15 protein-coding genes are annotated in these 13,211 nt (G+C 66.5%); 6 read left to right on the forward strand and 9 right to left on the reverse strand.

All coding sequences use genetic code 11. The annotated features are described in order from the left end of the window. Positions 1-6: 6 nt before the first annotated feature. Positions 7-1,479 carry an MFS transporter gene (locus tag AC5P9C_RS15825; RefSeq protein WP_074726152.1) on the reverse strand — a complete coding sequence of 491 codons (1,473 nt, stop codon included), beginning with the start codon at positions 1,477-1,479 and terminating at the stop codon, positions 7-9. Positions 1,480-1,604: 125 nt separating this feature from the next. Here AC5P9C_RS15825 and AC5P9C_RS15830 point away from each other — a divergent pair, with 125 nt between their 5' ends. After that, a complete protein-coding gene (locus AC5P9C_RS15830; protein ID WP_074726151.1) occupies positions 1,605-2,234 on the forward strand; it encodes a TetR/AcrR family transcriptional regulator in 630 nt (209 codons plus the stop codon). 15 nt (positions 2,235-2,249) lie between these two features. On the opposite strand, the gene AC5P9C_RS15835 is transcribed toward AC5P9C_RS15830, so the two are convergent. The 3 genes from AC5P9C_RS15835 to AC5P9C_RS15845 all read right to left on the reverse strand — a co-directional run bounded on the left by AC5P9C_RS15835 (position 2,250) and on the right by AC5P9C_RS15845 (position 3,515). Beyond that, positions 2,250-2,600, reverse strand: coding sequence for a VOC family protein (locus AC5P9C_RS15835; protein ID WP_049471015.1), 351 nt, complete (start codon positions 2,598-2,600; stop codon positions 2,250-2,252). Between the two features lie 104 nt (positions 2,601-2,704). After that, positions 2,705-2,905 (reverse strand): hypothetical protein, encoded by a 201-nt coding sequence (locus tag AC5P9C_RS15840; protein WP_049471046.1) that lies wholly within the window; start codon positions 2,903-2,905, stop codon positions 2,705-2,707. A 91-nt stretch (positions 2,906-2,996) separates the two neighbouring features. Next, positions 2,997-3,515: an SLOG cluster 4 domain-containing protein gene (locus AC5P9C_RS15845; RefSeq protein WP_343543030.1), complete on the reverse strand. Its 519-nt coding sequence runs from the start codon at positions 3,513-3,515 to the stop codon at positions 2,997-2,999. 174 nt (positions 3,516-3,689) lie between these two features. On the opposite strand from AC5P9C_RS15845, the gene AC5P9C_RS15850 reads away from it, so the two are divergent. After that, positions 3,690-7,046 (forward strand): autotransporter domain-containing protein, encoded by a 3,357-nt coding sequence (locus tag AC5P9C_RS15850; protein ID WP_103282066.1) that lies wholly within the window; start codon positions 3,690-3,692, stop codon positions 7,044-7,046. Between the two features lie 139 nt (positions 7,047-7,185). Here AC5P9C_RS15850 and AC5P9C_RS15855 read toward each other — a convergent pair whose 3' ends face one another. Further along, positions 7,186-7,638: a PA2169 family four-helix-bundle protein gene (locus AC5P9C_RS15855; protein WP_014648535.1), complete on the reverse strand. Its 453-nt coding sequence runs from the start codon at positions 7,636-7,638 to the stop codon at positions 7,186-7,188. A gap of 472 nt (positions 7,639-8,110) precedes the next feature. Between AC5P9C_RS15855 and AC5P9C_RS15860 the strand changes: the two genes are divergently transcribed. After that, a complete protein-coding gene (locus AC5P9C_RS15860) occupies positions 8,111-8,752 on the forward strand; it encodes a glutathione S-transferase family protein (protein ID WP_049471009.1) in 642 nt (213 codons plus the stop codon). 22 nt (positions 8,753-8,774) lie between these two features. Here the strand turns inward: AC5P9C_RS15860 and AC5P9C_RS15865 are convergent, their stop codons facing one another. After that, positions 8,775-9,182, reverse strand: a complete 408-nt coding sequence (locus AC5P9C_RS15865) for a hypothetical protein (RefSeq protein WP_049471007.1) — start codon at positions 9,180-9,182, stop codon at positions 8,775-8,777. An 8-nt stretch (positions 9,183-9,190) separates the two neighbouring features. Continuing rightward, entirely contained in the window at positions 9,191-9,610 is a 420-nt protein-coding gene (locus AC5P9C_RS15870; RefSeq protein WP_049471004.1) for an H-NS histone family protein, read from the reverse strand. A gap of 122 nt (positions 9,611-9,732) precedes the next feature. On the opposite strand from AC5P9C_RS15870, the gene AC5P9C_RS15875 reads away from it, so the two are divergent. Together AC5P9C_RS15875 and AC5P9C_RS15880 are read left to right on the forward strand one after the other, a co-directional pair. After that, a complete protein-coding gene (locus tag AC5P9C_RS15875; RefSeq protein ID WP_049471003.1) occupies positions 9,733-10,131 on the forward strand; it encodes a DoxX family protein in 399 nt (132 codons plus the stop codon). A gap of 120 nt (positions 10,132-10,251) precedes the next feature. Next, positions 10,252-11,082, forward strand: a complete 831-nt coding sequence (locus tag AC5P9C_RS15880) for an alpha/beta fold hydrolase (RefSeq protein ID WP_414615109.1) — start codon at positions 10,252-10,254, stop codon at positions 11,080-11,082. A 93-nt stretch (positions 11,083-11,175) separates the two neighbouring features. Here the strand turns inward: AC5P9C_RS15880 and AC5P9C_RS15885 are convergent, their stop codons facing one another. After that, entirely contained in the window at positions 11,176-11,523 is a 348-nt protein-coding gene (locus AC5P9C_RS15885; RefSeq protein ID WP_180995874.1) for a hypothetical protein, read from the reverse strand. A gap of 226 nt (positions 11,524-11,749) precedes the next feature. Here AC5P9C_RS15885 and AC5P9C_RS15890 point away from each other — a divergent pair, with 226 nt between their 5' ends. Beyond that, positions 11,750-12,310: a fasciclin domain-containing protein gene (locus tag AC5P9C_RS15890; protein ID WP_103282070.1), complete on the forward strand. Its 561-nt coding sequence runs from the start codon at positions 11,750-11,752 to the stop codon at positions 12,308-12,310. Positions 12,311-12,388: 78 nt separating this feature from the next. On the opposite strand, the gene AC5P9C_RS15895 is transcribed toward AC5P9C_RS15890, so the two are convergent. Next, positions 12,389-12,868, reverse strand: coding sequence for a hypothetical protein (locus AC5P9C_RS15895; protein WP_343543009.1), 480 nt, complete (start codon positions 12,866-12,868; stop codon positions 12,389-12,391). Positions 12,869-13,211: the final 343 nt, after the last annotated feature.

The raw sequence follows: 13,211 nt of genomic DNA on the forward strand, positions 1-13,211 counted from the left end.
GTCGGTTCAACCTGGCTTGCGGTGCCGGTAGAGCGCAAACGCCGCCAGCAGGGCCAGCACGCCGGCGACCGTCATTGCCCAGCCGAAGCCGCTGGCCATCGCGCTGCGGTACCACGCCTGGGCCTGCGACCCTGGCAGCGGCAACGCCGGGTGCAGGATGAGTGCGCGGGCCTGCGCAGCCATCGCAGGCTGCCCGGACGCCTGCGCGGCCGCAGCGAACTGCTGCACGGCGCGCAGGCCCATCAGGCTGCCCAGCAGCGCAATGCCCAGGCTCATGCCGGCCTGGCGCAGCGCGTTCATCGTGGCCGACGCAATGCCGGCACGTTCGACCGGTACGCATGACATCACCGCCATGCCGGTCGCCGGTACCGCCAGCCCCATGCCAGTGCCGAGCAGCATCAGCAAGGCGCTGGCATGGCCGTGCGCTGTGGTCGGCTCGAACGTGGCAATCGCACACAGCGCCATGCCGGTCAGTGCATAGCCCGCCACCAGCGCGGTACGCAGCCCGATCCACGCCGCCAGACGGCCGAACAGCAGCGACACCACCGCCATCAGGACGAACTGCGGTACCAGCTGCGCACCGGCCTGCGCAGCCCCGTGTCCCTGCGCCTGCTGGAAGAACAGCGACAGGAAGAACAGGCTGGCATAGGCGGTGAATCCGAGCACGAACGAGGCCAGGTTGAGCACGCCAAAACCCGGTATCGCCAACAGGTCCAGCGGCAGCAGCGGCCGCGCCACCCGGCGCTCGACCCGGCCAAACAGTGCCAGGCCCGCAGCCGCGATGCCGAGCGCCAGCAGGGTTGCAGGTGCCAGCAGGCCGTGCTCGCCGATGGCGATCAGGCCATAGCTCAGTGCAGCCAGCGCGACAATGCTCAGCAGTTGCCCGGCCGGATCCAGCGCGGCGTGCTGCGGATGCCGTCGCTCTGGAATGCCCCAGGCCCCCAGCGCGAGTGCAAGCAGGCCCAGCGGCAGGTTGATCAGGAAGATCCCAGGCCAGCCGGCGCGCTGGACCAGTTCGCCCCCCAGCAGCGGCCCCAGCACCAGCGCCAGCGCACTGAACGCCGACCAGCCCCCGATCACGCGCGCACGCGCACGCGCTTCGGGAAACGCATGGCTGAGGATCGGCATCGCACTCGGGATCAGCAGGGCGCCGGCCACACCCTGCACCGCCCGCCCCGCCACCAGTGCGGAAAGACTCCCTGCGCAGGCACACAGCAGCGAGCCCACGGTGAAGGTCGCCACGCTGAGCAGCCACATGCGGCGGTGGCCATAGCGGTCACCCAGCGGCCCCGCCGACAGCATCACTGCGGACAGGGCGATGGCATAGGCGTTGATCACCCACTGCAGCCCGGCCATGTCGGTGTGCAGTGCCCGCTGCAGCGTCGGCAGCGCGACGTTGACGATGCTGATGTCCAGCGAGGCGAGGAAGGTGCCCAGGTAGGCCGCCAGCACCAGGGCCGGCCGTCGGAAGCGTTGCATGTGCGGATGCCGGGAGAGAGCGTGCGCGCATCGTAGTTTGATGACTGACCGTCAGTCAATGACCGACGGTCAGTCATTGCCGGAGGAAGGCTAGAATGGCGACCGTCGCCCCCGGACCCCGCCCCATGCCGATTCCCGCAGTCGCCAGGCCCCGCACCAAACCCGCTGAAACCCGCCAGGAAGAGCTGATGGACGCCGCGCAGGCGCTGTTCCTGTCACAGGGCGTGGAAGCGACCACCATCAGTGACATCGTGGCCGCCGCCGACGTGGCCAAGGGCACGTTCTATACCTACTTCGCCTCGCGCACCGAGATCCTGCAGGCGCTGGCGCAGCGCTACACACAGCGGTTCATGGCCGAGGTCGACCAGGCCGTGCAGCAGCATCCAGTCCATGATGGCGTGGCCCGGCTGCGCGCCTGGATCCGCGCCAACATCGAGATCTATGTGCGCACGCACGCGCTGCACGACGTCGTGTACCCCAACCATCACCACCACCAGCGCGGCAATGCCGAGCGCAACGCGATCCAGCAGCAGCTGCTTGGCATCCTCGAAGCCGGTGTACGCGCGGGTCTGTGGCAGCTGCCGGCACCGCCGGTCACCGCCTCGCTGATCTATGCCGGCGTGCACGGCGCCACCGACGACCTGATCGCTGTGCCGTCGCAGGACGCAGAGGTGTTCATTGCGGCGGTGGTGGCCGATTGCCTGCGCATGGTCGGCGTGTCGCCGGCCCCGAAGCGTGGCGGCACCCGTCGCTGAAGCGCTCGCCGTCGCTCAGGCGTGGGCGAGGATGTTCAGCAACCGACCGAACGGGTCGCGGACGAAGAAGCGGCGCACGCCCCAGGGCTCGTCGACGGGGCCATACTCCACCGCCACCCCGGCCGCGCGCACGCGCTCCAGTACCTCCTGCAGGTCGTCCACTTCAATCGACAGGTCCGGCACCGGTGTGCCGGAACCTCCTTCGCTGGCGAAGCTGATCTGGGCGGGGGCACTGCCCTGCCCGCCGTGGGTGACGATCCAGCCATGGTCCATCACCACCGGCATGTCCAGCAGTTCGCTGTAGAACGCTGCCGCACGCGCCGGATCAGACGTGGCGATGTTGGCGACGACGCGCTTGACGGCCATGTTCCACTCCACCGGGAAGGAAGCGTCGAGACTGCCCGACCTTGCGCACGAACAGAAGAGCCCCGTCATGGACGGGGCCCGTCATCAGCCGATCATGGCTGGGCTTACACCGCGCCGCAGCGCTCCATGACACATCGATCGTATTCGTACTGGCATTCCATGGCATCACCCCCACCGGCCACACACGCCTGGTAGGCCTTCCAGCAGGGCAGATCGCAGGGCTGGACCGGTCCGGCCACGGCCACCGAGCCGCTGCAGGCCAACGCGAACACAGCACCGGCGATCACTTTCCTGAAAGTACGCATCGACATCACTCCTTGATAAGCCTGGTGAGCCCAGGCCAGGCCACCATAGCGCTGCACGCAGGACGTCGGGTGAAGGCGGCTGCGGCTTGACTCACTGTTGCAGCAGACCCAGCACACGCAGCTGCGCGGCCAGCTCATCCAGGTTGCGCCACGGCAGGATCGGCGAATTGCCGCGCTCGTCCGGCGGGTTGTCCGGCAGCGCGTCGGACCAGCCACCGGCCCCGACAAGCGGCAACAGCGGCCGCTTGTGCAGCCACGCCAGGCAGACCTCCGAGATCGTACCGGCGCGCCCGCCGATGACGATGCAGGCATCGCCGGCCAGGGCCATGATCAGGTTGCGCGCATCGCCCATGCCACAGGGCACCACCACCGTCGCCGGCCAGTCGGCCGGCGGCATGCTGCTCTCCGGAATGACGCTGAGCACCTGGCCACCAGCGGCGATTGCCTGCTCGGCAGCCACGCGCGTAGCCGCACTGCCACACCCACTGACGACCGTGATGCCCTGGATGGCCAGGAAACGCCCTGCTTCCGCTGCGCGCTCGAACGCGTCGCTGCCAGGGTCTGCGCTACCCAATATCGCCACCTGTGGTCTACGGACGGCTTTCTCCATGGACGGCTCCAACACCTCGAAAAAAAGAGTCACGGTGCGCTGCCCGGCGGAGCCGCCGCAGATGCCCGTCACAGAACATTAACACGTTCATAAAATTATCTTCACATCAATGGGGGATGTCGCCCTGCCTTGCCGTTAACGGCCTTGTTGTCCGTCAACCAAGGAAGTTGTCCGATGAATCACCCGCTGTATGGCCGTTCGTCCCGCTCCCTGTCGCACCGCCCGCTGGCGCTTGCCGTCGCCAGCTCGCTGCTGCTGGCCACCGCACTGCCAGCCATGGCCAGCGAATCACTCGATGCCTGGCAGCAGCAGCGCCAGCTGCAGGCCGCGTGGGCGCAGCCGACGAACACCTCCGCCGAGGCGTCCGTTGCTCAGGCGCTGCCGACCGCAGCCACCCCGTCTGCGGTTCTCGGCACCCCCGGCGATCCCGCCAGCTGGCGCAGCGACGAATTCAACGCCGATTGGGGCCTGGCTGCGATGGGCGCGGATTACGCCTATGCACGCGGCCTGACCGGCAAGGGCGTACGCTTGGCGCTGTTCGATTCGGGCTCCGCGCTGGCGCATCCGGAGTTTGCAGGACGCAATACCTCCAGCATCACCATCGGCGCCAACTGTGCGACGCCGGGTGTGGTCGCAGGTGCCGGCGCCTGCGAACAGACCCGCGGTGAACAACCCGGCTACAACTACTATGGTCTCGGCGCGGGCGTTCCGGCCGCACTCGCAGCACGCCTGATCGCTGCCGGCCAGCCTTACGGCTTCAGCTATGCCGACCATGGCACCCACGTACTGGGCACCATCGGCGCCAACCGCGATGGCAAGGGCATGCACGGCGTGGCGTTCGGTGCGAACCTCACCGCCGCCCGCGTGTTCGGCGACACCTACTACGAGTGGCGCCTGGACCCCGACAATTTCTATCGCCCGCGCGCGCTGTACCGCACCGATCCGGATGACGCCGCGACCCTGGACATGTATGCGCAGATCCAGGCGCAGGGCGTACGCGCCATCAACCACAGCTGGGGCATTTCCACGCGCAACATGACCGCCGCCGCGCTGGACCAGCAGTACGCCAACATCGGTGCCGACTATGGCGTGTATGGCAGCATCTACGCCAGCAACGGCGACACCCCGGGCTCGACCCTCATCCAGGTGTGGTCGGCCGGCAATGGCAGTGGTGCGGTCGCCGGTATCACGGCCTCGATGCCGCGCTGGAAGCCTGAACTGGAGCCCTACTGGCTAGCAGTGGCCAACGTGCGCCGGCCCAACGCGGCCGCCGGGGAAACCGACTACGTCATTGATGGCAGCTCCAGCATCTGCGGCGTTGCAGCCAACTGGTGCATCTCGGCACCCGGCACCGACATCGTCAGCACGATCGTTTCCGGCGATATCCAGGGCCGCGTCGAGAACACCTCCGCTTACGTGCGGCTGATCATCGACAGCGAGAACACCCAGTACGTCTACGGCACGAAGACCGGCACGTCGATGGCGGCGCCGCACATCACCGGCGCGCTCGGCCTGCTGATGGAGCGCTTCCCTTACCTGGACAACGCCCAGGTCCGCGACGTGCTGCTGACCACCGCGCGCGACCTTGGCGCGCCGGGGATCGACCCGATCTACGGCTGGGGCATGGTCGACCTGCGCAAGGCCATCGAAGGCTACGGCTCGCTGCGCGTGGACACCAACGTGGTGATGAACCAGAAGGCCGGTGGCCTCAAGGTCTGGGAAGGCGATGCCTGGGACAACTGGACCAACGACATCGGCGGCCCCGGCAAGCTGACCAAGTCCGGCATCGGTTGGCTGCGCCTGAGCGGCAACAACCGCTTCAACGGCGCGGTGCTGCGCGAGGGCACGCTGGAGTTGAACGGCACCAACACGCTCACCTCGGCGGTCGAGGTGCAAGGCGGCCAGTTCCTGCTCAACGGCAGCCTGGTCTCCACCGCGCTGACCACCACCGGGGGCGTCAGCACGGTCAGCGCCAGTGGCGCGCTGAAGAACAGCAACCTGGTGGTCAACGGCGGCGTGGTGTCCTTCAACGGCACGCAGACCGGCGGCACCACCACGGTCGGCGCCAACGGCCTGCTGAAGGGCGTCGGCACGCTCGGCAACACCCGCGTCGACGGCATCATCGCGCCGGGCAACTCGATCGGCACGCTGACCATCAACGGCAACTACGTGCAGGGCGCCACCGGCGTGTATGCGGCGGAGCTGGCCCCGGGTGGCCGCAGTGACCAGCTGCACGTGACTGGCACCGCCACCCTCGGCGGCACCCTGGTCGCACTGCCGGAACCGGGCGTGTATTACCTCGGCGAACAGTTCAACTTCCTGCGTGCCGACGGTGGCATCAGCGGCCAGTTCGCCAGGACCGACTTCAGCGCGTTCTCGCCCTTCCTGCAGTTCAGCCTGGCCTACGGCGCCAATGGCACGCGTATCGAGGTCGCCCGTGGCGCCTCGCTGACCACGGCTGCCAACACCCCCAACCAGCGTGCCGTGGCGGCGGCGGCCGACCTGCTGCCGATCGCCCAGGGCCTGCCCAAGCCGCTGACCCAGCTGTTCCCGCAGCAGATCGGCGGCGTGCTCGACGGTCTCAGCGGCGAGCTGCATCCGGCCACGGCCATCGCCCTGGTCGAGGGCAGCCGCTACGTGCGCGATGCCGCGTTGTCACGCCGCGCCGGTGTCGCCGCGCCCGGTACGGACGCCGGTGATGCGACGGGTGCGTGGGTGCAGGCCATCGGTGGCAACAGCACGCTGGACGGTGACTACAACACCGCCCGCACCGAAGCCAACAGCAACGGCCTGCTGGTCGGCCTCGACCGCGAGTTCTCCGGCTGGCAGGTTGGCGTGCTGGCCGGGACCGGCCGTACCGACGTCAAGCAGCAGGACCGCCGCGCCAAGTCGAAGATCGACAACACGCACTTCGGTGCCTATGCCAGCCACACCTGGGGCGGTTTCGGCCTGCGCGGTGGTGTGGCGTGGAGCAAGCACGAGGTGAAGAGTACGCGTGAGGTCGCCTTCGCAGGTTTCAGTGACAGCCTCAGCGCGCGTTACGACGCCCGCACCCGCCAGGCCTTCATCGAAGCCGGCTACCGCTTCGGTGGCCCGGAGGCCGGGCTGGAACCGTACCTGCAGGTGGCGCGTGTCGAAGTGGACCTCAAGCGCGTCAACGAACGCGGTGGAGCAGCGGCACTGCAGGGCAAGGTGGACGATACCGGAACCACCATCGCCACCGCCGGCGTGCGCTTCGACAAGGGGCTGAAGGCTTCGTTCCAGCAGGAGAGCTGGCTGCACCTGCGCGGTGGCGTCGGCTATCGCCGCGCCTCCGGTGATCGCAGCCAGGTCGCCAACCTGGCCTTCGCCAACGGCGGCACGACGTTTGCGGTCAACGGTGCACCGATCGCCGACAACGCGGTGGTCGCCGAGCTGGGCCTGTCGGCCTGGCTGACCGCGCGCCAGCAGCTGGAGCTGGGCTACAGCGGCCAGTTCGGCAGCGAAAGCCGCGACCACGGCGCCCAAGCACGGTGGTCGGTGCGCTTCTGATTCCGAAGCCGCGTCTGGTTGAACGATCGGGGTGGCCGGAAGGCCACCCCACTTTCTTGCCACGTACCGCAAAAAAAAAAGCCGGAGCAGCGTACTGCCCCGGCTTCGGCGACTCAGCGGAAGCAGCCGCTAAGAACGATCAGGCTGCCTTCATGGCGTGCTTTCGAGCACGCATCACGTTGTGGCATTCCTGCACTTCCGGCAGCAGCTGGGTCACTTCCTGGCGCACCGCCGGCGGAAGCTCGTTGTCCTGCAGCACGTCCTTGAACGCGCCCAGCAGGCGGTCTTCGGATTCTTCCAGCTCGGCCACGTAGCCGTAGTTGGTGTCACCGAAGGCGGCGCGGACCTTGCCATAGAACTGCTGCATGGAACCCACCACGGTGCCGTGTTCGGCCGGCTTGCCACCACTGGCGGCAACCGAACCGCTCAGTGCGGCGACGATGCGGCCCTTGACCCCGGCGATGCGGGTGAACAGCGCCGACAGCTCGGCATCCTTCACCTTGGTAGCAGCCTCTTCGTAGAACGACTTGCCGTCACGAGCGATTTCGATCAGGTCGTTGAGGCGATGTTCGATGGTGGACTGGGTGCTCATGGCGTTGCTCCTGTTTCGTCGTTTCGGGGGAGAAAAGCAGCCTCGACTGCGCTGCCTGTGGGGTCACTGTGGACAGGCCCGTGTGGTTCGCGGGTGAGCAGCGATTGATGCGCAGATCACTTCACCCAACCCGCACTGACTGCTTCACGCCAAAGCAGCATGCCGTTCACGGCGCGTGCCCGCGCAGCCTCACCAGGGAATGAACAGGATGATCAGGACGATCACCAGCACGGCGGCGAGCGCCGCCAGGAGGATGTTGCGCTGGCGTCCACTGGGCTTGGGTTTACCGGGAGTATTCATGCCTACCTGCCTGTAGCTACGGATGACCCCGGCAGCTTGATGAATCCGCGCCCGTGCTTCCGTGCAGAACGCGTGCAGGCGACGTGCACGTCGCCAGCGCCGGTGTCGATTCCCGGCCCGCCCGTTCGTCGGATCATGAAAGCCCCTCCCTTGCCGACCCGAGCGTGTACCCATGCTTCCCGTGCTCACCGCCTTTGCCAACTCCCCCGACCGCGGCCAGGGCCTGGCCCGGGACATGCGCGTGCGCTGGGCACTGGAGGAACTGGAAGTGCCCTACGACGTGCACCTGCTCACCTTCGCTGAGCTGAAGCAGCCCGCGCACCTGGCCAGGCATCCATTCGGGCAGATTCCGACGTGGCAGGAGGGCAGCCAGACCCTGTTCGAATCCGGCGCCATCGTCCTGCACCTGGCCGAACGGCACGCCGGCCTGCTGCCACGCGAGCCCGACGCCCGCACGCGCGCGATCATGTGGCTGTTCGCCGCGCTGAACACGGTGGAGCCGCCGATTGTCGAACGCTCCATGGCCTGGGTACTGGAGCGCGAACAGCCGTGGTACGCACAGCGGCTGCCGATGCTCGACGAGCGGGTCCGGACCCGGCTGGCGCAGCTGTCGACGTGGTTGGCCAGGAGCCCATGGCTGGACGGCGAATTCAGTGTGGGTGACCTGATGATGGTCTCGGTGCTGCTGCGGCTGAACAGCAGCGGGCTGCTCGACCCGTACCCACAGGTGGCCGCCTACGCGGACCGGGCGACGCAGCGGCCCGCCTACCAGCGGGCCTTCGCCGCGCAGCTGGCGGTGTTCCAGAACGCCTAGCGCTGCGCCCCGCGTCGAGGCATCACTGCAGCCTGCGCCGGCACGCCGCCTGCACCAGCATCAACTGCGCCATCAGAATCAGCATCGCACAGCCCGACAGCAGCCAGGGGTCGATGTACCACTGCTCGTTGAAGCGGAAGTCGCCCGCGGAAATGCGTTTCCAGCCGTTGAAGTGCTGCATCGCCGCCACCACGAAGGCGAACGCGCCGCTGGTGTACGACAGCCAGGGCACCACGATGCCGCCCGGTCGCGCGAACAGCGTCAGCACGCCCACAATGCCGATCACCGTGCGCTGCACCCGGCAGTAGGGGCAGACATAGGCCATCCCGCTCCATTCCACCGCCCAGGCGAGCAGACTGACCAGCACGGCCGCGGCTGCGGCGGTGTACAGGGCCCTGGGCGCGATCGTCATGCCTGCATCATCTGCCATGCCGCGGTTCAGTCCTTCTTGAAGACCGTGCGCTTGCCGATGGGGCTGCTCTTGCGCGCCGTCGGCCGGGCCAGGCCGGGAATGAGGAAGTCGGTGACCTTGTGACCCTTCTGCACCTTGGACGCCAGCCATCGCGGCATGCGGCCACGTCCGGACCAGGTGAGCCGCTTGTACTCCGGATCGCGGTACTTGGCCGCCACCTTGCCAGTCCTGCGCCGCGCGGGCTTGGCGCCGGGTGCGGGCGCGTCGACCGCCTCTGCGCCGAACAGTTCGTCCAGGGTATAGCCGGCTTCGGCAGCGGCGGCCTTCAGCATCCGCCGCACCGCAGCGGCCGGACGGCGACGGGAAACAAGCTGTTTCCGCTGTTCGGCGGCAACCACCAGGGCACCCAGCTCGCGAAGGCTGAGCGATTCGATATCGATCGTCATGCAGGAAAGGTCCACCGGGGGCGTGGTGGCTGTCAAGACACGGCGGCGGCCCCGCCTGCACACAGGCTTCACCGGACGTGGGCTCCGATCGCCTTCGCCAGCCATCCTCAGAGGACCTCGACGTGAGCCACGCATCGCATTCGCTTGCCTATCTGCTTGCGCGCATCCTGCTGATGGCGCTGTTCCTCGTCTCCGGGCTCGGCAAGCTGGGTGATCTCAGTGGCACCCAGGGCTACATGGAAGCCATGGGTGTGCCCGGCATCCTGCTATGGCCGACCATTGCCTTCGAGATCGGCAGTGGCCTGTGCATCCTGCTCGGCTTCCAGACCCGGCTGGTGTCGATCGTGCTGGCAGGTTTCAGCCTGGTCACCGCCGCCATCTTCCACCACAACCTCGCCGACCCGACCCAGCAGATCATGTTCCTGAAGAACCTGGGCCTGGCCGGTGGATTCCTGCTGCTGGCCTGCACCGGTGCAGGGCGCTACAGCGTGGATGGGCGCGGTCGGCGCGCGCAGCGGTAACAGCAGCGGCACCTCAGGCGTTGCGCGCAGGGCGGCGCGCAGCGCTGCCTGCAATGGACTCGGTCGCGGTGATCGCCGCGATGCCGGACGCTCCCAACTCCCAACAGCGAGGAACCTGAAATGGCTACGGTTACCACCCGAGACGGTGTCGAGATCTTCTACAAGGATTGGGGTCCGCGTGGCGCCAAGGTCATTCATTTCCATCACGGCTGGCCGCTTACCTCCGACGACTGGGACGCGCAGATGCTGTTCTTCGTCAACAAGGGATACCGCGTGGTCGCGCACGACCGCCGCGGGCATGGGCGCTCCAGCCAGGTGTCGGATGGCCATGACATGGATCACTACGCCGACGATGTTGCGGCCGTGGTCGAGACACTGGGCACCCAGGGAGCGATGCATGTCGGCCATTCCACCGGCGGTGGCCAGGTGGTCCGCTACATCGCACGCCACGGCGAGAAGAATGTGTCCAAGGCCGTGCTGATCAGCTCGGTGCCACCGTTGATGGTCAAGACTGCCGCAAATCCGCAGGGCACGCCCAAGGCCGTCTTCGATGATTTCCAGGCGCAACTGGCGGCCAACCGTGCGCGGTTCTACCACGATGTGCCGGCAGGCCCGTTCTATGGTTACAACCGCCCGGGCGCGAAGCCCTCGGACGCGGTGATCTGGAACTGGTGGCGACAGGGCATGCAGGGCTCGGCGAAGGCGCACTACGACGGCATCGTTGCCTTCTCGCAGACCGATTTCACCGAAGACCTGAAGGGCATTTCCATTCCCGTCCTGGTGATCCATGGCGACGATGACCAGGTGGTGCCATACGCCGACTCCGGCGTTCTTTCCGCAAAGCTGGTGAAGAACGGCAAGCTGATCACCTACGAAGGTGCACCGCACGGCATTCCGACCACGCACGCGGACCGGATCAACGCCGACCTGCTGGCCTTCCTGGAAAGCTGATCGAAGATGTCCGGGAAGGGCGTCGGCCTTTCCCGGACGCCGGCGGCGCGCACCTCTCCGATCTGCGGAGCCTGCAGCAGCATTCTTAATTCTTCAGCATTGGATCGCGCGCGCTTCGTGCCATGCGAGCGGCAAAGCAGCATGATGGGCGGCCATACAAACCCAGGGCGATCGTTCATCTTCATGCGTGACATCGGACAGTTCTACGTAATCAGCGTCGAGGGAGTGACGCGGGCAGACGGCACACTCCTGCAGGTCACCCGGATCGATTGCTCCTGCATCAGGTGTTCCCGGCAGTTCAGGGCCATCCCCAACCATGGTCTTGTCGATCTCGATGGTGCGGCCGCGCTCAGCTGCCCCACCTGCGGCAATCACCAGTCTGTCAGCCGCGCACGGCTCGAAGAACTCAGCCAACGCAACGGCGAATAGCCCGCGCTTCATGCACTCCGCGGCGTCGACACGCCCGATATCCGTTGGACCCGTGCAGGGTTCGCGGGTTCGGCCGCGGCAGATCATCGCCCCATGCAACGGGAATTCACTCGCTTTTTACAACGCGCCGCCTTCTCCTGCGGATCCGCATCCAGAGCGCTCTGCCTGCATCCAGCGACCTCGCCCACGCGTATGTAGGATGCCCGCGCCTTGCGGGCATCCCATAGAGGAACGCGCCGTGAAAGCTCTTCAGCGGATAGCCGCCACCGTAAGCTTCGCCGTACTCGTTTCAGCCACGTCCACGAGCTTCGCCGCCAATACCGTGATGGTCGGCGGCGCCGAGATGTATCCCACCAAGACCATTGTCCAGAACGCCATCAACTCCAAGGACCACACGACCCTGGTCGCTGCGGTCAAGGCGGCCGGCCTGGTCGACACGCTCAATGGAGCCGGCCCCTTCACCGTTTTCGCGCCGACCAATGCAGCCTTCGACAAGCTTCCCGCAGGTACCGTTGATACGCTGGTGAAGCCCGAAAACAAGGCTCAACTGACCAAGATCCTGACCTACCATGTTGTACCGGGCAACTACAGCGCTGCGCAGCTGCTGGCCGACGCCAGGAAGCACGGCGGCAAGACCACACTGAAGACCGTTGAAGGTGAACCGCTCACGGTCGCCCTGCATGACGGCAAGCTGTGGGTCATCGATGCCAAGGGTGGCAAGGCCGGCATCAGCATTGCCGATGTTGGCCAGTCCAATGGCGTGATCCATGTGATCGATACGGTGTTGATGCCGAAGTAGATGCGGGCAGCGGGAAGACGGCATGGCGGCAGTCGCGCTGCGGCTGCCGCTGCTGCTGTGCAGGTATGTCGTTGGCCGTCAGAAGAAGATGCCCGCTTGTTCGACAGTTGCGAGTGGATTGGCCTTCCGCACCGCCTCCAGGAACAACAGGAAATCGCGGTTGAACAGTGTCAGGTTGGTGGTGAAGCGCACACTGCGCCTGCCCGACGCGCTGCTGAAATCCACCTGCCAGACATAGCGTCCGTAGATGACGTCGGAGGTTCGCCTGACCGCAATGATCTGCGTGAGAGGAACCGCCGTGGGCACCGCGCCCCGCTGCAGATAGAACGCCTCTGCATCGAAGAGGTAGTGCTCACGATCCTCTTTCCCGTCGATCATGACCAGGGTCATGGACCGCTTGGAGATTCGGCGCGGAGCGCTCACCTGCACCCCTGATGCCAATGCGGCACGGGCGTGCCGTGCGCCGCGTCGATGGAGAAACACGATCGCCGCCAGCGGAAGCGCCGCGAGGACACTGAAGCCTGCCGTCTTCAGAACAACTTCCAGTGTATGCGGCACATGAACCTCCCGGATGATTTTCAGCTCGCGCGCCCTGGCCGATGTCGTGCACACGCACCGGCAGCCGCTGCAGGCTGTGGCTGTCACGACGTGCCAGTGAAACCACCATGCAAGCGCTGACGTTTCCGGGCGGCGCGAAAAAAGCGCCGGGGTGGAGCCTGAGTGCCAATTTCTTGGTGGGCCCACCAGGATTCGAACCTGGAACCAAGGGATTATGAGGCCTCTATAGGGCTTCCACAACCTTCCACAGGCGCCCCGGCTTTAAGCTAAGTCGTTGATTTTCTCAGGTTGTGCGACCACCTGCGCCCATCATCGTCCACCTCTTTCCATGGACAAACGGTCA

The sequence above is a fragment of the Stenotrophomonas sp. YJH_SMC_10 genome (assembly GCF_059371555.1).